Origin of the sequence: Blautia intestinalis, from assembly GCF_014297355.1 — a bacterium.
Taxonomy (GTDB): domain Bacteria; phylum Bacillota; class Clostridia; order Lachnospirales; family Lachnospiraceae; genus Blautia_A; species Blautia_A intestinalis.
The window spans coordinates 81644-102826 of record NZ_JACOQE010000008.1 but is presented as its reverse complement, the minus strand read 5'-3'; the positions used below and the strand labels follow the sequence as shown (position 1 = coordinate 102826).

Genomic DNA, 21183 nt, shown 5'->3' with positions numbered 1-21183 from the left:
ATTTTATCCTTTCAACAGGCATTCTGCCCTTCTTCTGTCAGAAATTATAGCACAGCATTTTTTACGGATGTAATTTGTATTTTACGATTTCCCGTATATGTGCTTTTCCACCATTTTGTTCTTCAGACACAAAAAATATCCCCATCCTTTCATTGCTGGACAGGGATATTTCCGCAACTTTTCTTTTGGTTTCGAATTCTCAGGCCTCTACAATCAGATATCCACCGGATGGCAATGTAAATACCTCACACGCTTCTTCCAGATCCTCATCAGTCATTCCACTGACATCAGCACCTGCCTCATCCAGATACGCTCTGACTTCTTTGATATTTTCCACTTCTACCGCCATACAGTCTTCCAGAAATTCCAGAGCTTCCTCCGGTGTCTCTGCGACCGGTTCATCATAAAGTCTGCTCTGATCTTTGAGAAAAACTTCTACTGCTTCTTCTGAATACATTATTTCAGCACCTCCTCTATATTTTCTTTTGCTTTGATCAGCTTTTTCAATATTGTCTGTACTCTGTCCGTTTCATATGCTGCCACTTCTTTTACACCTGGTTTTGCATGTGCCATCGCGAATCCATACGGAACTGATTTCAGCATATCAATATCATTGTATTCATCCCCGAATGTAATGCATTCTTCTGGTTTGATATTCAGAATTTTCTGGTATTCTGCCAGTCCTCTTGCCTTATTTGTTGTAAAAGGAATAAAATCCACCCATGCCGTTCCTGATGTTACAACTGTACACCTGTCACCAAATCTTTCTCTCCAGTAGTAAATCGTGTCTTCCTGCAGTCCACCCTGCTCATACACAGCAAGCTTCATGCATGACTCCTTTATTTCTTCAAAGCTCTGAATTTCCATGCAGACATTTCCAACCACATGAAGCATAAGGTCACGAAAATGTTCTGTCTTTGGTTTTATATAGTAGAAATCTTTTGTAGAACAGGTAAATTCAGATCCTTCCCTGTTATAAATACACTCTGCAATTTCTCTGACCAGATTCTGATCAAAATAATTCTGATACATTACCTTTTCATGATAAACTGCCAGCCCGCCATTTTCACAGATAAAAGCCATATCATCTGCTACCGGAGCAAACATTTTTTTCATGTTGGCATACTGGCGTCCACTTGCAGCTACAAAAAGTATCCCTAACTCTTTTAACTGTCTGATCAGCGGAAAAAGATCCTCCGGAAGGCTCTGCGCACCTTTCATTAATAACGTTCCATCCAGATCACTTGCAACCAACTTAATCATTTTTCCATTCCTCACATATCTTCAGTAAATCCTGCGGTTTTTCTGCAATTACTTCCGCACCGTTACTTTCAAGTTCCCGGCGGTCGCGGAATCCCCAGAGTACACCTACCGTATGCATCTTGGCTGCATTCCCGGTTTCCATGTCTGTTTTGGTATCTCCCACATACATACATTCTGACGGTGTCACTCCAAACTCCTGTGCTGCCTTTAACGGGCCATCCGGTGCCGGTTTTCGGCGTATTGCATCGCTCTGTCCGATCACCAGGTCAAAATATCCGTCAAACATCTGCGCAATTACTTTCACCGCTGCCACATGTGGCTTGTTGGAGCAGACTGCCAGCTTCATCCCACGATTTTTCAGTTCTTTCAGTGTCTCCATAATCCCATCATATGGAACCACTTTATAGAGTGGATCTGCATCAAATTTCTCTCTGTAGAGGCTGCGGCATTCCTCATAATGCATCAGTTCCGGATCACCTGCATCTTTCAGGCAGCGTCTGATCAGCATATCTGCACCTTCGCCACTGTAATATTTAAAGTTTTCCACCGGTTGCGGTGTAAGTTTCAGTTTTTCCAGGATCTCATTGGCCACATATGCCATAGATTCCAACGTATTTGCAAGTGTACCGTCAAGATCAAAAATACATGCTTTTATCATCTGTTTATCCTCTTAATTCAATCCCCAGTTTCTTCAATTCATAAAAAAGTCTTCCGACCGGAAGGCCGACTACATTCGTATACTCACCATGAATTCCCTTTACATAGATACCGAAGTTTCCCTGAATCCCGTAACTTCCGGCTTTATCCATCGGTTCCCCGCTCTTTATATATGCATGGATTTCTTCATCTGTCACAGGATAAAAAGTAACATCCGTGCATTCTGCAAAAGAATGTTTCTCCCATTTTCCCTTCTTTTTAACCAGAACTGTCACGCCGGTATAAACCTGGTGGGTATTTCCCTGCAGCATCTTCAACGTTTCAAATGCAGCCTGCTCATCAGACGGCTTTCCTAAGATTTCACCCTTATAAGAAACGATCGTATCTGCTCCAATGATCACTGTCCCATCTCCCAGTTCAAACTTCGAAGCGATCTCTTCAGCTTTCTGGGCAGATAATTCACAGACGATCTCATCCGGTCTTTCTGCTGTAATCTTTTCTTCGCCTTCTGCTGCACATATCTGAAAAATAACACCTGCCGCCGCAAGCAGTTCACGCCGCCTCGGTGACGCAGATGCAAGTATGATTTTTCTCATAAAGTTCTTCCTTTTCTTTGTTTTACTTCGGTAACAGTATACCCTGTCCCTCAAAATCGTGCAACCGCGAAAAACATTTTTCATAATTAGAACATATTTACGCCAGATATATAGAATAAAATTTGAAATTACCTGTTGACAGTATATTGTTTTTCTGCTATTATAATCAACTGTGAGCGGTAAATTACCCTCAAAATATGTAAATGCTGCTGTGGCTCAGTCGGTAGAGCGTCGCCTTGGTAAGGCGGAGGTCACGGGTTCGATTCCCGTCAGCAGCTTTATTTTTTTGCCTATTTTAAAGGGTTTTCGGATGTTTCGGTATCAAATAGTAGTCAAAATAGTAATCAAAACATGCGTTCACCCTATTTTAGGCATTTTCTGTGCCTGAAAATCTGGAATATTACTCAAAATTTCTTTCTTCCGATCAATGGATTTTCTGTTTTTATGATAAATAGAATATTCCAAGCTTTTTTTAATCTAAGTACCTTTCCAGATATTCAGTATATACCGGAAATTCATCTTCAGTAAAAACAACCTCTTCCGGCTCCTTAATGATTTTTTTAAAGACGAAATCAGAGGTATCTTCCCGAACATAGCCTGAACCATCGGCATTGACAGGTTTAATCCGTCAGTAAAATCCTGCATGGTTCTCTGTCCTGCAACTTTATATTCTCCACTTGCTTCATCCAGTTCCATTTTTGTGGCAGCAGTGCGACATCAGCTAAAAAACAGCACTCGTTATGTATATTTATTCTGACAATGTGCAGTATCGTTTTAAAGATTCATTTAAGCGTTATTCAATTATTTGAAGAAATTAATTTTTAAAATTGTACCTTCATTTTTTAGCATTTTTCTGCAAACAAAAAGTTGACGTTTATCCCTGATACTGCAAAGGATTTTCGTCAACTTTTCTGCTTCATAAAAAGTAACATTTCATCCCCGTCTCAGCACAAGACGTTCCATTTTATTCTAACTTATGATATACTAGTAACGTTACCGCCCCTAGACAGGTAAGGGAAGGGGGTGAACATAGTTGGAATACATAATTTCATTTTTAATCGCTGTTACGGCTGGTGTGGTTTGCCACCTCATCAACAAATGGTTAGACAAGCGGTAGTCGGTAACTAGCCTATGGATTTAAGCCTTCCATACCCGAAATAGGAATAGAGAACCCCAGTGCTGCAACACTGGGGTTCTCGTTTTGTCGTCCATAGTTGGAACATAATTCATTTTTGCCTATTGGCATTATAACATATGTGTTTCCGTAAAGCAATATACCTGATCTCAATAATTTTATGATCTGTTCTAACTTTTTTTCTTTTCTATATTTTTCTATATTTTTCTCAGGAAATCTTTTAAATTCCACATTTTTATGATATGATTAACCTTTAAAGAACCATTCAGGAGGGAAAGAGATGGATAACGAAACCGTTTCTAAAAATTTTATTGAGAACATCATTGACAAGGATCTGGCTGATGGCGTTTATGACACCGTCCACACCCGCTTTCCACCGGAACCTAATGGATACCTCCATATCGGACATGCCAAATCCATTCTTTTAAATTACGGACTTGCCAAAGAATACAACGGCAAGTTTAATATGCGTTTTGATGATACCAACCCTACAAAAGAAAAAAGTGAATTTGTAGAATCTATCAAAGCAGATATCAAATGGCTCGGTGCTGACTGGGAGGACAGACTCTTCTTCGCTTCCGATTATTTCGGTCAGATGTATGAAGCAGCAATCAAACTGATCAAAAAAGGCAAAGCTTATGTCTGTGACCTGACCGCCGACGAGATCCGCCAGTATCGTGGTACTCTGACAGAGCCTGGTAAAGAAAGCCCGTACCGCAACCGTTCTGTAGAAGAAAACCTTCAGCTTTTTGAAGAAATGAAAGAGGGCAAATATGCCGATGGAGAAAAGGTTCTCCGTGCAAAGATTGACATGGCATCTCCGAATATGAATATGCGTGACCCGGTCATCTATCGTGTAGCTCATATGACTCACCACAGAACCGGTGATACATGGTGCATTTATCCGATGTATGACTTTGCACACCCAATCGAAGATGCAATCGAAGGTATCACACATTCTATCTGTACACTCGAATTCGAAGATCACCGTCCATTGTATGACTGGGTAGTACGCGAGCTCGAATATCCGCAGCCACCAAAACAGATTGAATTTGCAAAGCTCTATCTGACTAATGTTGTTACAGGTAAACGTTACATCAAAAAACTGGTCGAAGACGGCATCGTAGACGGATGGGATGATCCTCGTCTTGTTTCCATCGCCGCACTGCGCAGGCGTGGTTTCACACCGGAATCCATCAAGATGTTTGTAGATCTCTGCGGTGTCTCCAAAGCAAACAGCTCTGTAGATTACGCAATGCTTGAGTACTGCATCCGTGAAGACCTCAAATTAAAACGTCCTCGTATGATGGCAGTCATGGATCCGGTCAAACTCGTGATTGATAACTATCCGGAAGGACAGGTAGAATATCTGGACGCTCCGAACAACATGGAAAATGAAGCTCTCGGAACCCGTAAGATTCCATTCAGTGGTGAACTTTATATCGAACGTGACGATTTCATGATCGACCCGCCGCGTAAATACAAGAGACTTTTCCTCGGTACAGAAGTTCGTCTGATGAATGCATACTTCGTTACCTGTACCGGTTATGAAGCAGACGATGACGGTACTGTACGTGTTGTACACTGTACTTACGATCCTGCTACCAAAGGCGGCAACGCTCCGGACGGACGTAAAGTAAAAGGAACCATCCACTGGGTAGAAGCTACCAACGCCAAAAAAGCAACTGTACGTCTCTACGAAAACATCGTAGATGAAGAAAAAGGCGTATACAATAAAGAAGACGGATCTCTGAACGTAAATCCAAACTCCCTTACAACCGTTACCGCTTACGTAGAGCCTGCGCTTATGGAAGCCAAAGGCTACGACAGCTATCAGTTCGTAAGAAACGGATTCTACTGTGCAGACATCCACGACTCCAAAGAAGGTGCACCGGTATTTAACCGTATTGTATCTCTTAAGAGTTCTTTCCGTCTTCCGAAATAATTTTTCTGAAATTAATAACACAACGTAAAAGGAGCAGGTCAGCTTGTGCTGGCCTGCTCACTTTATGTCTTCATATTTTTTATGTTCAAACCGAACCGGATTCAGATTTATTCTTCTTCCCGTTCTTCTTTCTTATCTGCTGCTTCCTCTTCTTTGATAGCTTCTTCTACCGCCTGCTCGGCATCTGCTGTTTCAGCGGTTTCTTCAACAGCCTTTTCTACAGCTTCTTCTGCTTCATCCCATGCTTCAAAAGCTTCGGATGTTTCTTTCTTTTCTTCAGTCCTGAATGTTTCTTCTTCGGTCTCATCCTCGAAATCTTCATCAAAATCATCGAAATCATCCAGCGGGTCTTTGCGGAATGCAAGCGCTGCGATTGCTCCTGCTGCTGCGGCAGCAACTGCTCCGACTGCTACAAGTCCCCAGTATTTATTAATCTTTGCCATAACTTCGTTTCTCCTTTCATATACAGAAACCATCTGTCCGATATTCTGAATAATGTTAGTGTTATTTTACTACTTTTGCATCAAAAAAGGAAGAGAAAAATTACGAATCTTACCTCGGATACGCTGCAGCGCATTGTCGATGGATTTCGGTGTTTTGCCCATAATCTCCGCAATCTTTACGTAACCGTATCCCTTCATATAATAATCCAGCACTTTATTCTCCATCGGGCTTAAGACCTTGCTGATCTCCTGCTCCAGATTTCTCGTACTTTCCTGATCGATCACAATGGATTCCGGGTCTTCTGTGCGGGAATCCCACGAGCCTTCCAGATGTTCAGATTCTTCCTCATTACTGAGCGAAATATACGTATTCAGTGGAAGATGTTTCTGCCTGTTTGAATTCTGTACCGCACTGTAAAGCTGCCGGTCAATACACAAACCTGCAAATGTCTGAAAAGACGCCTCCCGATCCGGCTGGTAATTCTGAATTGCCTTAAAAAGACCAATCATTCCCTCCTGGATCAGGTCGTCTGTCTCTCCTCCGATCAAAAACATGGCTCTTGCCTTTTTGCGGACAAACTCCTTGTATTTTTCCATCAGATAATCAGATATTTCCGTCTCTCCCTGTCGCAGTCTGAAAATCAGTTCTTCGTCACTGTACTGATCGTAACGGCTCATTCTGTTTCCCCTTTTATTTGCTGCTTTTTACCAGTCTCTGTCTTACAATTTCATAGGCAAGAACTCCTGCTGCCACAGAAGCATTCAGAGAATCAATATCCCCCTTCATCGGTATGGATGCCGTGAAATCACATGCTTCACGTACCAGACGGCTGACACCTTCTCCCTCATTTCCGATCACAAGTCCCATCGGTCCAGTCAGATCCAGATCATACATGATCTCTCCACCCATATCTGCACAGACAAACCAGATTCCTTTTTCTTTCAGTTCTTCAATCGTTCTTACAATATTTGTTACTTTTGCAACCGGTGTATAGTTGATCGCACCTGCGGAAGTTTTCGCTACAGTAGATGTCAGTCCTACTGCACGTCTCTTTGGTATGATAACACCATGCGCACCGACAAGATTCGCTGTACGGATGATTGCACCGAGATTGTGCGGATCTTCTACATTGTCCAGAAGAATCAAAAATGGCGGTTCACCCTTTTCTTCTGCTCTGGCAAGAATCTCATCCACCGTACTGTACTCATAAGCAGCAGCCTGCGCAATCACACCCTGATGCGCTCTTGTCTCACTGAGCTGATCCAGTCGTTCTTTTGACACATAGTTGATGATCGTATCGGTCTTGCGTGCTTCTCTTGCAATCGTACGCACCGGTCCATCCTGACATCCGTCAAGGATAAAAAGCTTGTCCACGCATTTTCCGGAACGGAAAGCTTCCAGTACCGCGTTGCGTCCTTCTATCTGTTCACTCATAAAATATCCTCTCCGATTCCCATACGGATCAAAGTGAGCATCCGTGTGTAATCCTCTTTTAAATATAAATATCCCATCAATGCCTCAAAACCGGTCGCACGACGGTAATCTGCCATTGTTGCATGTTTTGCCATAGTCGGAGAATGTGCATTCCTGCCCCTGCGGTAAACACTCAGCTCCTCCGGTGTCAGTTTCTCCTCGATCACTTCCATGATTGCAGACTGCGCACCGGCCTTCACCAGACTGCTTGCTTTCTTATGAAGACGATTCACCGGACAATTTCCTTTCTTAACCAGGATCGTCCGGATGATCAGTTCATAAACTCCATCTCCGATGTATGCCAGAGTCAGCGGAGAATAACTCCGTAGATCCTGGTCTTCCAGATGAAACAATTCTTTCAGCTGCATCAGATTCGTTTCCATTTTACACCCTCACGAGTATCTTTCAGCTCGATTCCTTTATCAAGAAGTAATCCTCTGATCTCATCTGCTCTCGCGAAATCTTTTGCCTTTCTGGCTGCCTGACGTTCTGCGATCAGATTCTCGATCTCTTCATCAAGGATCTCTTCCTTTTTGTCAAGGATCAGTCCGAGGACATCACAAAGTTTTGTCATCACTTCAAGTGTATGCGCTGCAAACTCTGCGGAGCTTCCTTCCTGCACATTTGTATTGCCGAATTTAACCAGCTCAAATACTGCGGCAAGTGCATCTGCTGTATTGAAGTCATCATCCATTGCTTCTTCAAATTTCGTTACAAATGCAGCTTCTTCCTGCATCATCTTCTTTTCATCCTCAGACGCTTCCTGTACAGAAGCTGCTGCCTGACGGTCACGAAGTCTTGCAGCCGCATCCGTGATTCGCTCCAGTGCATTCTTAGAAGATTCCATCAGGTCTGCGCTGAAATTAAGCGGACTTCTGTAATGAGCATTCAGCATAAAGAAACGAAGCACCTGCAGATCGTACTGCTCTCCGATCTGACGAACGGTACGGAAATTTCCGAGAGATTTGGACATCTTACGGTTGTCAATGTTCAGGAATGCATTGTGCATCCAGTATTTTGCAAAAGGAACTCCATTGCAGCATTCGCTCTGTGCGATTTCATTTTCATGATGTGGAAAAACCAGATCTTCGCCACCTGCATGGATATCGATTTCTTCTCCGAGGTATTTCTTTGACATAACGGAGCACTCGATGTGCCATCCCGGTCTTCCGTCGCACCATGGAGATTTCCAGAATGGTTCTCCTTCTTTTTTCGGTTTCCAGAGTACGAAATCCAGCGGATCTTCTTTCTGGTCTTCGCCGGATACCTGCAGAGAACGGAAACCGGACTGCAGATCATCCAGATTTTTATGAGAAAGTTTGCCGTATTCTTTGAATTTCTTTACACGGAAATATACGGTACCATCAGCAACCGGATAAGCATATCCTTTGTCGATCAGTGTCTGGATCATATCGATCATTCCGTCAATTTCCTGTGTTGCCAGCGGATGTGTGGTTGCCGGTTTTACATTCATGCCGGCCATATCCTTCTTACATTCTGCGATGTAACGCTGTGAGATTTCTTCAGAGCTTACACCTTCTTCGATTGCCTTTTTGATGATCTTGTCATCAACGTCTGTGAAGTTGGATACATAATTTACTTCGTAACCTTTGTATTCCAGATAGCGGCGTACAGTGTCAAAAATGATCATCGGTCTCGCATTTCCGATGTGGATCAGGTTGTATACTGTCGGTCCGCATACATACATCCGCACCTTTCCTTCTTCCAGCGGTACGAATTCTTCTTTTCTGCGTGACATTGTATTAAAAAGCTTCATATCTCTTTCCTCCGATATTATTTTAAGCTGAATCAGTTCTTTATTTCTGTAAGCAGGCAGATAGCCTGAGAAGAAATGCCCTCTCCGCTTCCGGTAAACCCAAGTCCCTCTTCTGTCGTTGCTTTTACATTGATCTTTGATTCCGTAATGCCAAGTGCCTCCGCCATATTTTTACGCATCTGCGAGATATGCGGTGCCATCTTTGGTTTCTGGGCAATGATCGTTGCATCGATGTTTCCGACTTCGTAGCCATGCTCGCGCAAAAGACCAGCCACATGCGCCAGAAGTTTCACACTTGAGATTCCTTTATATGCCGGATCTGTGTCTGGAAAGTGTTTCCCGATATCGCCAAGTGCAGCAGCACCAAGCAGGGCATCCATCACTGCATGGATCAGTACATCTGCATCCGAATGTCCCAGAAGGCCCTTCTCCCACGGAATATCTACTCCGCCGAGAATCAGCTTCCTTCCTTCTGTCAGTTTGTGTACATCATATCCCATTCCAACTCTCATATCATTCTCCTTCTGCCTGACCGGAAAACCCGGATTTAATCAGTGCATACATCAGTTTTTCACAGGCTTCCGGATTCCCCTCTTCGATGAGGGACAGGGATATTTTTTCATCCGAAAGTTCTGCTGCTCCGGCGGCATTAAGCCCGGCCGGTGCTTTTGCAAATATATCCGTGTCTGCATACAGCGCTACAGGCACTGCTGCCGGCACTTCTTCCTCTATTCCGTTAAAAGTCATAACTGCCGTCGTAGATACGAATCCGTCACCACTTGCTGCTGTCGGCACAGATACAAAAGGAATTTTGTACTGAGAAGCCACATAACGGCTGATGTCATGGATCGTACCAGCGCCTACCGCGAGGATCAGATCAATGTCCTCATCCATATAATTCTCGACGATCTCTACTGCATGCCGGTCGGCCTTAAGATCATCCGCATCCAGCACAAGAACCTGACATCGGTCGTAAATATCTTCCATGATTTCTTCTGTTGCCTTACAGGTATTTGTGTCACAGATCAGAAGCGGGGATATGTATTCCTTCAGAAAGCCTTCTGACATTGCTTCTTCAAGGGCATTTACCGCTCCCGGTTCAATTAAAATTTTCTCCACTTCTACAAGGTGATTCTTCCCGCACCCGCGAGGTCGGGCAAAGTCATCCGTATCGACTCGCATTTATTTCTCTCCTCCTGCATTTAACATGTGATGCTGCCGTGTTTTCTCAGGGCAACATACAGAAAACCTATTTTATACAATCCGTTATTATACATGATTCTGTATAAAAAATCAACGCAGACAGCCCCGATAGCTACCTACAGATTCAAATAATTATAAACAACTTTTGAGATTGACCGGATATTTGCAATCGCATTCGTACTGTCTTCGGACATCACACACAAAATATAAGTCGTCTTCGGCCCGTAGACAATTGCAATATCATGCTGATTCTCATCGGTCTCTCCTGTTTTGTTCGCAGTCTTCACATCAGCCGGAACCCCCTCCGGAATCTTTGTTGTATTTTCCTGATTTGAAAGCAGATTCAGCATTTCCTCCGAAGCTTCCCTGCTGACGCATTCCCCTTTGTATATCCGCTCGAGCAGTTTTCCACAATCCTTCACAGTAGTCATATTATGTCCGCCAAGGCTGAGCTTCTGGGATGATGAAGGATGCAGCGTATTTTGATAGGTAGTTTCTGTGTAGCCTTCTTTTTTCAGATATTTGTTTACAAGTTCTGCTCCGTCCAGAAAATCATGTTTTTCAGACTGAAGCCTTCCAAGTTCATTACAGGATTCATTGTCACTGACCGTGATCATGTTCCGCAGAAGGGTGTCCACCTTAGCTTTCACCTTTGCGTTGTCTTTATCTGTTTTCATCAGAGCCGCTTCGTGTTCCAGAACGGTATCCATATCCTCATATGTTTTCGCCATCACAAAAACTTTGATGAGACTTGCAGAATAGATCTGTGTATCATTCAGTATAATTTCTTCATCCGTGGCAAGATCCTTGACATAAACACTCCACGTACCATCATATCCGCTCAACATGGATGTAAGCTGCGGTTCCAGTGTGTCCATCCCGAGATCATCAAGAGCGGTCACCTTACCTGTCGCATCCACCGGAAAACCCTCCTCAGTTACTCCGGCTTCCTGAAGCAATGCACCGTTTGGTCCGCCAAAATAATATATTCCGGAAAAAATCTGTCCGTTCGATGCCATTTCCAGCTCATGTGTCCCTGTTTCCGTCACCATCTTTCCATTTTCATCGAAATAATAATATCCGTCATATGTCGTATTATCGATCACGTAATTGCTGATATATCGAACCTGCGGTGCCGCTGTCAGTTTTCCAAGGTTATTGACCATATAATAACCATCAAAATCCACCGTCTCTGCATCTTCATCAGTACTTTTTGCACAGGAAAGCTTCGTGATCTTTACCATATTGGAACTGCCTGCCTGAAAACAGCCCGACTCATCATGGTAATAAAATCCGTCCAGTATTGTTCCATCAATATTCACGTGATCAAAATAGTGCACTGCAGGAGTAGCATCTTTACTTCCATCTTCTTTCAGACAGTAAAATCCGTCACTTTTTAAAATATATTTTCCTGATCCGTCTTCGATCGGACGTATCTGGGATTCCCCTGTCACAGAAAGAAGGCTGCTTGCCGCCACCGGTGCAGTCGCTGCAGATGCCGTCGTCATAAATACAAGCCCTGCTGCCAAAATTTTCCAGTTTTTCAAGCGGTTTCCGGTTTTCATCTGGTTCTCCTTATCTATAGTTCAAATAGTAATTGTCCATAGTATACCTGATATTTTCTTTATGTCAAGCTAACATATTTTGTCATTTATCCTCGAAAGTGTTCCAAAATGCCTGCAGATATTTTTCTACATTTCCAAGTGTGCATGTACCGGCATTGCTCCATTCCCCTGGGAAAAGATTTCGATAATCCCGGTTCAGAAAACGTTCATCCAGAAGAAGTATCGTTCCCGTGTCCTCCTTTGTTCGGATCACACGCCCCGCTGCCTGCAGGACTTTGTTCATCCCGGGATAACGATAAGCGTAATCAAATCCCTGCTCGCCTTTTTCATCATAATAGTCTTTCAAAATCTCCCGCTCACAGCTCACCTGAGGAAGTCCTGTTCCCACAACCGCAGTTCCGATCAGACGGTCACCGATCAGATCGATTCCTTCTGAAAAAATACCGCCCATAACACAGAATCCTACTAGTGTTTCTTCACTTTCCTCCGTAAACTCATTCAGAAACTCCTCACGCTCCAGTTCCGTCATAGAAGCATGCTGACTGATGCAGCGCACCCATGAAACAGAAAACTCGTCCTGATAAACCTGATAAACATCTTCCATCAGCCGATAAGACGGGAAAAACACCATATAATTTCCTTTTTTCTGCCAGCTCATCCTTGCAATATATTCCGCAATCTTATGATATTCCTCATATCCTCTCCGGGTATACTTACTGCTGACATCCCTGCAAATCATCAGTAATCTCTTGCTCTGTTCAAACGGTGATTCCACATACATACCGAAATTTTCACTTCTTGTACTCAGCATCTTTCGATAATACTGTAACGGAAGCAATGTTGCCGAAAAGAACACCGTGCTGTTTCCCTTATCGAGACATTTCTGCAGGTTTTCCGCCGGATTGACGCAAAAAAGTTTTTCATAAAATCTTCCGTCCTCTCCAAAAGCGGTATAAACCACATAATTGTCATCCACCAGTTCCGAAATATTCAAAAAATCTCTTACTTCAAAATAGAAATCGAGGATTCCATCCACCAATTCCTGCGATGGCGGCTCTTCAAGAAGCTGATCCAATTCCCCCTGCACACTTAAGAGACTGACTGGCAGTACTCCGGCATTTTCCTGCACTTTCCATTCACTGCAATTCTGCTTCAGCTCTTCCATCTGTTTTTTAACTTTTCCGAGTTTCTTCCATAATTTCTGACTGTAGGGTTTTACAGATTTTCTGGTCTCGATCACGTCATCCAGGCAGATGGACGCACTGTACATCTCTCTTCCCCTGTCCACCAGATTATGTGCCTCATCGATCAGGAAAAGATAATTTCCTGACACATTTTCCCCGAAAAAACGTTTCAGACAGACATTCGGATCAAATACATAATTGTAGTCGCAGATGACACCATCCATCCAGATTGCCAGATCAAGACTCATTTCAAAAGGACAGACCTGCCGCTTCTGCGCATGACGAAGCAGTGTTTCCCTGTCAAACGACTGTTCCGTTGTCCAGAGTTCATAGACTGCATCGTTGATCCTGTCATAATGGCCTTTCGCATAAGGGCATTTTTCCGGATCACATTCCGGCTTGTCGCAAAAGCAGAGTTTTTCTTTTGCCGTGATCGTAACAACTTTAAACAAGAGTCCTCTGTCCCGTAATATTTCAAAAGCATCCTGTGCTACTGTCCTTGTGATTGTCCTTGCCGTCAGATAAAAGACCGTCTCAGCCATTCCCTGACCGATTGCCCGCACTGCCGGAAAGACGGCGGACATAGTCTTTCCGACACCGGTCGGAGCCTGGATAAAAATCTGCTCTTTCTTTGAAATAGCATGATAAATTCCAGATACCATCTCCCGCTGTCCCTTACGGTATGTAAATGGAAAGTCCAGATTTTCCATTGATTCATTTCGTTTTTTGCGCCATTCAATCTGATATGCCAGCCACCTATGATAACTATCGGTAAGTTCTTTATACCATTGTCTCAGTTCCGCCCTGGTAAGTGTTTCCCGAAAACGTTTAATCACTTCGGTGTCAAGATGTACATAAGTCATCTGTACATCAATTTCTTCCAGTTCATGCTCATCCAGATAGATCCATGCATAACAAAGTGCCTGCGCACGATGCACCGGTACCGGTTCTTCCATTAGTTCAAGATTTTTATAGACACCTTTGATCTCATCAATACAGAATCGGTCATCCTGCGAAAAAATACCGTCTGCTCTGCCTTCTACGCGAAGGATCAGATCATCATACTCTGTATCTTTTTTCAGAGAAACTTCAGGCTGGTAGTGGCTTCCCATCTGCTTCTGTATCTTACGGTGAAGCCGGCTTCCTTTCAGCATGGCTTCTTTATCCGAAGCGCTGCTTCCGTTCACCAGATCACCATTTCGCAATATAAATTCCACAAGATTTCGAACCGAAATACGGACGATTGGTTTTTCCATGCTGTTTCTGCCTCCCCGCTCTGCAATGTAAAAAGGCGCATACCCGTTTCCGGAATATGCGCCCACGCATTTTCACCTATGCTACAGCAAATTTTGCCATTACTTCATTGAATCTCTTGCTCTCTCCGTAGCATCTTACTGTCAGTTCTCTTGTAAGATCCATGCTCAGAATACCTAAAATGGATTTTGCATCAATGATAATTCTGTTATAGGATATGTCAATATCAAACTCACATTTGGCGGCTTCATTCACAAATTCTTTTACGTCTTCTGTTTCATTTAATCTGATATGTCTTTCAACCATGTGCTTTATCCTCCTGAATCAGATCTGAAAAATATTACCTGCTTACATCTGTGTCAGGACAAAAATATCGTAAATTGCTTTTACAGCAGTTTCGAAATCTCTGTTTTCCACACCAATGATGATATTCAGCTCACTGGATCCCTGATCGATCATTTTTACATTGACATGTGCATGTGCCAGTGCGGAAAATACACGGCCTGCAGTTCCTCTCTGGGACTTCATGCCACGGCCAACAACTGCGATCAGTGCCAGATCAGATTCCATCTCTACAAAATCCGGCTGAACGGCTCTGTGAATGCCTGCAATTACCTGCTGCTCTTTTTCTTCGAATTCATCCTGATGAACGTAAACAGTCATTGTGTCGATTCCAGACGGAACATGTTCAAAACTTATTCCCTGATCTTCAAATACCTGAAGAATCTTTCTTCCGAAACCGATTTCACTGTTCATCATGGATTTCTCAATATTAATGGAACAGAAGCCCTTCTTACCTGCAATACCGGTGATCACATATTTCGGTTTGCGGCAGGTGCTTTCTACGATAAAGGTTCCCTTATCTTCCGGACGGTTTGTATTACGGATGTTGATCGGAATACCTTCCTTACGAACCGGGAAGATTGCATCTTCATGAAGAACGGTCGCACCCATATAAGAAAGCTCACGAAGTTCTCTGTATGTGATTGTCTCGATCACTGCCGGATTATCGACGATTCTCGGATCTGTGACAAGGAATCCGGAAACGTCTGTCCAGTTTTCGTAAATGTCTGCATGGATTGCCTTCGCTACCAGAGAGCCGGTAACATCCGATCCGCCACGGGAGAATGTCTTTACAGTTCCGTCTTCCATACCACCATAGAATCCCGGAATAACTGCTCTCTCGCATTTCTGGAGACGCTTACTTAAAAGTTTATCTGTTTTGTCTGCATCGAAATTTCCGTTTTTGTCAAATCGGATCACAGTTGCAGAATCAATAAATTCATATCCGAGATAAGCAGCCATTACTTTACCGTTCAGGAATTCTCCACGGGATGCTGCATATTCATTGCCTGCATGTGCCTTAAAATCTGCTTCAATCTGTCTGAACTCCTCCTCAAGAGACAGGTCAAGATTCAAGCCTTTGATGATCTCATAAAAACGTCCCTTAATTTCCGTAAGGACATCTGTGAAATCCTCTCCTGCTTCTGCTTTGTCATAACATGTATACAGAAGATCAGTTACCTTTGTGTCTGCGGAAAATCTCTTTCCCGGTGCGGACGGTACCACATAACGTCTGCTCTCATCGCTCCTGATGATATCTCCGACCTTCTGAAACTGTTCTGCATTGGCCAGAGAGCTTCCTCCAAATTTTACCACTTTTTTCATAATAATACTTATCACCCTTCTGTTTTCTCTTTTCAGTCAGAAAATCTGTCTCTTATTTTATTGAAAACCTCGGGGTTTTGCAAGTCTTTCTTTATAATATTACATAAAAACTCGCTTTTTATGCACAATATTCACGAAGAATGTTCTCAAGAGCCGATGCGCTGCTTGTGTGGCATCTGCATACCGGTATGGATTTTTTCTTTGCTTCCTCCACTGCACAGTTCACCATTTTATGAGAAACCGTACTTGTAAACAAAATCAGAAGATCCGGTGCACCGATTTTTTTCTTCATGGCTCCTTTTTCTTTTGCAAATACTTTTGCCTTACATCCATATCCTTTGCAGATATCCTCATACTGACATACCATACGTTCATTTCCGCCTACGATTACGATACTCATAGATTCACTCTCCTTTTGTTATCTTTGACTAACTCATATTTTAAAAGTAAAGCGGACGCATAGTTCCGCTTAATGTCTTCATCTGTTAGCTTGCGCTAACTATATATAAAATATTATCATATATTGTTTTGTTTGTCAAAGGATTCTTTTAATTCTGTCACATCACAGACCTTAAGGGTCTTATCCTTCACCGTAAAATGGATATCATGACTGCCATATGCCAGCCCGTAAATCTTATCTGGTTTGTTCTGATAACGGGGACGCGGATCGTTGGCAAGCACTTCCATCAAAGCTTCTCTCTGCTCTTCCGGTACTTTCTCTATCAGTGTTTCCGGAAATTCCACTTCAAGCCGATAATCTTCGATTTTGTCCGTAAAACCGCCTCTCACTTCCGGGTGGCTGTCCGCATAAGGAAGATATGGTTTGATATCATAGATCGGTGTACCGTTCATAAGATCCGCACCTGAAATATGAAGAACCGGTCCCAGTTCCGGATGCATCTCTATTTTTTCAAGACGTACAGAAGACAGTCCAAGGCTGTTCGGACGAAACGGTGATCTCGTGGCAAACACTCCCATGCGTGTATTCCCACCAAGTCTCGGCGGTCGTACAGTCGGCGACCAGTTCTCGCGCACTGCCTCAGAAAACTGCCAGATCAGCCAGATATAATCATATTCCTCCAGCCCGCGAAATGCTTCCGGCACCCGGTATTCCGGCTCAAATACGATTATTGCCTTCAGTGCATCCAGCCGGTTACTCTGATGAGGAATCCCAAACTTTGTCGGGAAATCATTATGGATTCTTGCAATCACTTTCATTCCGTGCTCTTCTGCCATTCTTTTCTCCTGTCTCTTATCTGTTATTTTTGCAACAAAAACAGCCTGCTTCACACAGACTGTTTTGGCTGTTGCATTATTATATTAGCGCTTAATCTTTCAGCGGTCAATGATTTCAATCTCGGTATCGTCTTTGGCATCCAGATTATTGATATATTTTTTCGTCTCCGCCACGATCACATTCGACAGAAGCAATACCGCCACAAGGTTCGGAAGTGCCATCAGTGCATTCAGAATATCCGCGATCGTCCAGACAAGGTTCAATGAAATAACCGGTGCGATCACCGCTACTGCTATGTAAAGGATTCGATACGGTACAAGCCCTTTTCTTCCGGCAAAATATTCCACACAGCGTTCTCCGTAATATGCCCATCCAAGCACAGTAGAATATGCAAAGGAAATAATCCCAACCACAAGGATGACCGGTCCCAGAACTGGAATCTGCTGAAATGCCAGTGTAGTCAGGACACCACCATTTGTGATCTGTCCCATATCAATTGCCGGGTTTTTCATAATACTGGTGACAAGTACCAGTCCTGTCATCAGACATACAACAACGGTATCCCAGAATGTACCTGTACTGGAAACCAGAGCCTGACGGACCGGATTTCTCGTCTGTGCTGCTGCCGCTGCGATCGGTGCTGATCCCATACCGGACTCGTTTGAAAAAAGACCTCTTGCAATTCCATACTGCATTGCCATCATAATTCCGCGTCCTACCAGACCACCTGCTGCTGCGCCGGGTGTAAAAGCCATCTTACAGATCGTCACTACTGCCGGTATGATAAAATCATAGTTGATGCACAGAATGATAAAACAGCCAATCACATAAAATGCAGCCATAAACGGAACCAGTTTTTCACAGACATTTGCGATTGCTTTGATTCCTCCGAAAATAACCAGTGCAGTCAGTACAGCTACTGCAATTCCTACCGCTGCCGGAGGAATGTGAAGATTTTCCTGACAGACCGTTGCAATTGCATTTACCTGCGTCGCACATCCGATTCCAAAAGATGCAAAACCGCCAAAAATGGCAAAGATCAATCCGAGCCATTTCATATGAAGTCCACGCTCGAGTGCATACATTGCACCCCCCTGCATACGACCGTCTTTTGTTTTGACACGATATTTAACTGCGATCAGTGATTCGCTGTATTTTGTCGCAATACCAAATACACCGGTAAGCCAGCACCACAGAACTGCTCCGGGACCACCGAGGGCTATTGCCGTTCCCACACCAATGATGTTTCCGGTTCCGATCGTAGATGCCAGTGCCGTTGTCAGTGCTCCAAACTGGCTGACCTCACCTTCTCCATCCGGATCCTTCGTAACAGACAGCTTAATTGCCGTACCAATTTTTCGCTGGATTACTCCGGTTCGGATTGTCATAAAAATGTGTGTACCAAGAAGCAGAAGAATCATCCACCAGCCCCACACCCAGGCATCAATCTGATTGATCAGGTTTGTTATTGCATCCATATTGTTTCCTCCCTCGCTTTTCAACGAAAAAGCGCAAGGGCATACCTCACGCAACCTGCGCGCTGTACACCCTTGTACTTCTTTATTTCGTTCTTTATTTATGTAAATCATTATACCAGAATACCAGCATGGTGTGCAACTGAATTTTATATTTGGGCCCACTCTTTATTCTGTTTCGGTTAGTGTTTCATCCAGTCTTTCAATGCTTTCATGCGGATACGCGCATCTTTTCCTCCCAGATCATACACCTGCTGGATCACTTCAATATCATTTTCCATACGACTGATATCCAGTTTTTTATCCGGCTGGATCACAAATGCCTTGCCTGCCCGTTCCATTTCTTTCAGGACTTCCAGGCTGTGATTATAGACTACATGTCTGTTCTGAAGTGCCTGTACAAACTCCGGATATTTATGATAGCGGATTTCTGCCATTTTTGCATTCTCAGGTTTTTTGGCAAATCCGGCTTCTCTTGTAAGTACAACCACAAGACGTTCATAACCCATCTTGTAAAATGCTTCAACCGGAATACTGTCCGCACAGCCTCCGTCAAGAAGTTTCATCCCGTTATAATCCACGATTTTTGAAACGTATGGCATCGAAGCAGACGCACGCATGGCATCGACCTGGCTCAGCATATCTGTGATTTTAATATATTCCGCTTTGCCTGTCTCAACATTTGTACAGGTCGCATAAAAATCTGTATCAGATTTCACAAACGCTTCGTAATCAAATGGATCAAGCCGCTCCGGAATGTCATGATAACAAAATTGCTTTCCTACCACTTCTCCTGTGTGCAGAAAGCTCCACCAGCTCATAAAGTGTTTGTCATTCCGGTATTTTTTGAAATAACGGAGACTTCTTCCTTTTTGTTCGGATACAAATGAACAGCCATGCAGTGCTCCCGCAGAAACACCGATCACTCCGTCAAAATGTATTTCATGCTCCAAAAAAACATCCAGTACACCGGCTGTGTAAATTCCGCGCATTGCGCCGCCTTCCAAAACAAGTCCTGTTTTCATCGCTCTGTCTCACCTTTCTGTTGTCCAATAACTCCTGATACTGTCATATGCCTCGCGAAAACTGATCTGGTTTCGTGAGGCCAGTTCTTCCGCACTTTCATATTCCGGATAACATCTTATCTGTCCGTCCGGCAGGGTACATATTTTGGCTTTTGCCTGACCAAGAGGTGTTTCAAATGTGCTGATTTCTCTTTTCAGGATCGTACGCTGCATTTCTGCTCTGCGGATACCGATTGTTGTCGTCTCTGCAAAGATCAGGTTTTCCAGACTTTCTCTGTCCTTCTCTTTACAGATCACTGTCAGAGTATATGCAGGTCTGTTTTTCTTTGTATAGATCGGCATATAGTGTGCTTCTCTTGCCCCGTTTGCCATGAGAAGTTTTAATACATGACCCATAACTTCACCACTGCAGTCATCAATGTCTGTCTCCAGTTTCCAGACAGTATCTGTCAGTTTTGCATCTGCCGGTTCTGTCTGAATCAGCATTGCACGAAGAATTCCAGGACAGCGATATTCTCTTTTTCCCGCACCAAGTCCACTCTTTAATATCGAAAAATCTTCCGGCAGTTTTTCAGATGTGCAGAAAGCTGCCACTACAGCTGCACCTGTCGGTGTCACCAGCTCGCCCTGTATATCAGTGATTTTCAGTTTCAGATGATGATCCTCTGCAATGTGTGCAACTGCCGGCACAGGCACCGGAATCTGTCCATGCTGGCAGCGGATAAATCCGGTTCCCTCATATAAAACCGGTACAATCACATCAGTAATATCCAGATTGTCCATACAGACTGCAATCGCAGCGATATCCACGATAGAATCAATGGCACCTACTTCATGAAAATGAACTTCCTCTATATTTACACCATGAGCCTTTGATTCCGCATGTGCAAGAATATCAAACACATGCAGCGCCATCTTTTTGGCTTTATCTGTCATTGCCGAACCCTGAATGATTTCTGTGATCTCGCGCATTCCACGATGCTCATGCGGATGTGAATGCTCATGTATATGAGAATATTCGTGATCCTTCCCATGCAGGTATTCCATATCATGGTCATGGTTATCATGATTCAGAATTACGTTGAAATCGCAGGCATCCAATCCTGATTTTTTTACTCTTGAAATTTCGATGTGGAATCCTCCGATTGGAAGGCTGTACAGTGCTTTTTCAAGTACGTCTCTGTCTGCCCCCAGATCCAGAAGGGCCGCAACCGTCATATCACCGCTGATTCCCGAATAACATTCTAAGTATAATGTTTTTCCCATTTACTTCCCATCCCGT

At 43.5% G+C, this 21183-nt stretch carries 20 protein-coding genes, 1 tRNA gene and 1 pseudogene; 2 read left to right on the top strand and 20 right to left on the bottom strand.

Annotated features, from left to right (window positions below; all coding sequences use genetic code 11):
* Positions 1-199: 199 nt before the first annotated feature.
* Genes H8Z79_RS12495 through H8Z79_RS12480 form a run of 4 tightly spaced genes read right to left on the bottom strand, consistent with a single transcriptional unit; the run spans position 200 to position 2516 of the window.
* Positions 200-457: a hypothetical protein gene (locus H8Z79_RS12495; protein ID WP_015541360.1), complete on the bottom strand. Its 258-nt coding sequence runs from the start codon at positions 455-457 to the stop codon at positions 200-202.
* Positions 457-1263 carry an HAD family hydrolase gene (locus tag H8Z79_RS12490; RefSeq protein ID WP_118040372.1) on the bottom strand — a complete coding sequence of 269 codons (807 nt, stop codon included), beginning with the start codon at positions 1261-1263 and terminating at the stop codon, positions 457-459. Before H8Z79_RS12490 ends, H8Z79_RS12495 begins: the two co-directional genes overlap by 1 nt.
* A complete protein-coding gene (locus H8Z79_RS12485) occupies positions 1256-1921 on the bottom strand; it encodes an HAD family hydrolase (protein WP_015541358.1) in 666 nt (221 codons plus the stop codon). The genes H8Z79_RS12490 and H8Z79_RS12485 overlap by 8 nt, the downstream gene beginning before the upstream one ends.
* Positions 1922-1925: 4 nt before the next feature.
* Complete coding sequence (locus H8Z79_RS12480; protein WP_118040370.1) at positions 1926-2516, bottom strand: Maf family protein; 591 nt, start codon at positions 2514-2516, stop codon at positions 1926-1928.
* A gap of 205 nt (positions 2517-2721) precedes the next feature.
* Between H8Z79_RS12480 and H8Z79_RS12475 the strand changes: the two genes are divergently transcribed.
* Positions 2722-2794 (top strand) — tRNA-Thr (locus tag H8Z79_RS12475).
* A 1137-nt stretch (positions 2795-3931) separates the two neighbouring features.
* Positions 3932-5596: a glutamine--tRNA ligase/YqeY domain fusion protein gene (locus H8Z79_RS12470; RefSeq protein WP_118040368.1), complete on the top strand. Its 1665-nt coding sequence runs from the start codon at positions 3932-3934 to the stop codon at positions 5594-5596.
* Positions 5597-5703: 107 nt separating this feature from the next.
* On the opposite strand, the gene H8Z79_RS12465 is transcribed toward H8Z79_RS12470, so the two are convergent.
* The 16 genes and pseudogenes from H8Z79_RS12465 to larC form a co-directional block, all read right to left on the bottom strand.
* Positions 5704-6039 carry a hypothetical protein gene (locus H8Z79_RS12465; protein WP_118040366.1) on the bottom strand — a complete coding sequence of 112 codons (336 nt, stop codon included), beginning with the start codon at positions 6037-6039 and terminating at the stop codon, positions 5704-5706.
* 69 nt (positions 6040-6108) lie between these two features.
* Positions 6109-6720: pseudogene (locus tag H8Z79_RS12460) on the bottom strand (sigma-70 family RNA polymerase sigma factor); the annotation flags it as partial.
* A 10-nt stretch (positions 6721-6730) separates the two neighbouring features.
* A complete protein-coding gene (rlmB, locus tag H8Z79_RS12455) occupies positions 6731-7474 on the bottom strand; it encodes a 23S rRNA (guanosine(2251)-2'-O)-methyltransferase RlmB (RefSeq protein WP_118040364.1) in 744 nt (247 codons plus the stop codon).
* On the bottom strand, positions 7471-7896 hold the full coding sequence (locus H8Z79_RS12450; protein ID WP_015541351.1) for a Mini-ribonuclease 3: 426 nt from the start codon (positions 7894-7896) through the stop codon (positions 7471-7473). The genes rlmB and H8Z79_RS12450 overlap by 4 nt, the downstream gene beginning before the upstream one ends.
* Complete coding sequence (gene cysS, locus H8Z79_RS12445; protein WP_015541350.1) at positions 7881-9290, bottom strand: cysteine--tRNA ligase; 1410 nt, start codon at positions 9288-9290, stop codon at positions 7881-7883. The genes H8Z79_RS12450 and cysS overlap by 16 nt, the downstream gene beginning before the upstream one ends.
* 32 nt (positions 9291-9322) lie before the next feature.
* Positions 9323-9802 carry a 2-C-methyl-D-erythritol 2,4-cyclodiphosphate synthase gene (gene ispF, locus H8Z79_RS12440; RefSeq protein ID WP_015541349.1) on the bottom strand — a complete coding sequence of 160 codons (480 nt, stop codon included), beginning with the start codon at positions 9800-9802 and terminating at the stop codon, positions 9323-9325.
* Between the two features lies 1 nt (position 9803).
* On the bottom strand, positions 9804-10472 hold the full coding sequence (locus H8Z79_RS12435) for an iron-containing alcohol dehydrogenase (protein WP_118040360.1): 669 nt from the start codon (positions 10470-10472) through the stop codon (positions 9804-9806).
* Positions 10473-10609: 137 nt separating this feature from the next.
* Complete coding sequence (locus H8Z79_RS12430; RefSeq protein WP_187002860.1) at positions 10610-12058, bottom strand: serine hydrolase; 1449 nt, start codon at positions 12056-12058, stop codon at positions 10610-10612.
* Positions 12059-12140: 82 nt separating this feature from the next.
* Positions 12141-14498 (bottom strand): ATP-dependent DNA helicase, encoded by a 2358-nt coding sequence (locus H8Z79_RS12425; RefSeq protein WP_118040406.1) that lies wholly within the window; start codon positions 14496-14498, stop codon positions 12141-12143.
* Between the two features lie 76 nt (positions 14499-14574).
* Complete coding sequence (locus tag H8Z79_RS12420) at positions 14575-14802, bottom strand: HPr family phosphocarrier protein (protein ID WP_015541346.1); 228 nt, start codon at positions 14800-14802, stop codon at positions 14575-14577.
* A gap of 42 nt (positions 14803-14844) precedes the next feature.
* Entirely contained in the window at positions 14845-16164 is a 1320-nt protein-coding gene (locus H8Z79_RS12415; protein WP_015541345.1) for an aspartate kinase, read from the bottom strand.
* A gap of 118 nt (positions 16165-16282) precedes the next feature.
* On the bottom strand, positions 16283-16564 hold the full coding sequence (locus H8Z79_RS12410; protein WP_015541344.1) for a DUF2325 domain-containing protein: 282 nt from the start codon (positions 16562-16564) through the stop codon (positions 16283-16285).
* A gap of 116 nt (positions 16565-16680) precedes the next feature.
* Entirely contained in the window at positions 16681-17400 is a 720-nt protein-coding gene (gene tsaA / locus H8Z79_RS12405; protein ID WP_118040356.1) for a tRNA (N6-threonylcarbamoyladenosine(37)-N6)-methyltransferase TrmO, read from the bottom strand.
* Between the two features lie 99 nt (positions 17401-17499).
* A complete protein-coding gene (locus tag H8Z79_RS12400) occupies positions 17500-18879 on the bottom strand; it encodes an alanine/glycine:cation symporter family protein (protein WP_118040354.1) in 1380 nt (459 codons plus the stop codon).
* 179 nt (positions 18880-19058) lie between these two features.
* On the bottom strand, positions 19059-19901 hold the full coding sequence (locus H8Z79_RS12395; RefSeq protein WP_118040352.1) for a patatin-like phospholipase family protein: 843 nt from the start codon (positions 19899-19901) through the stop codon (positions 19059-19061).
* Positions 19902-19910: 9 nt separating this feature from the next.
* Entirely contained in the window at positions 19911-21167 is a 1257-nt protein-coding gene (gene larC / locus H8Z79_RS12390) for a nickel pincer cofactor biosynthesis protein LarC (protein ID WP_118040350.1), read from the bottom strand.
* Positions 21168-21183: the final 16 nt, after the last annotated feature.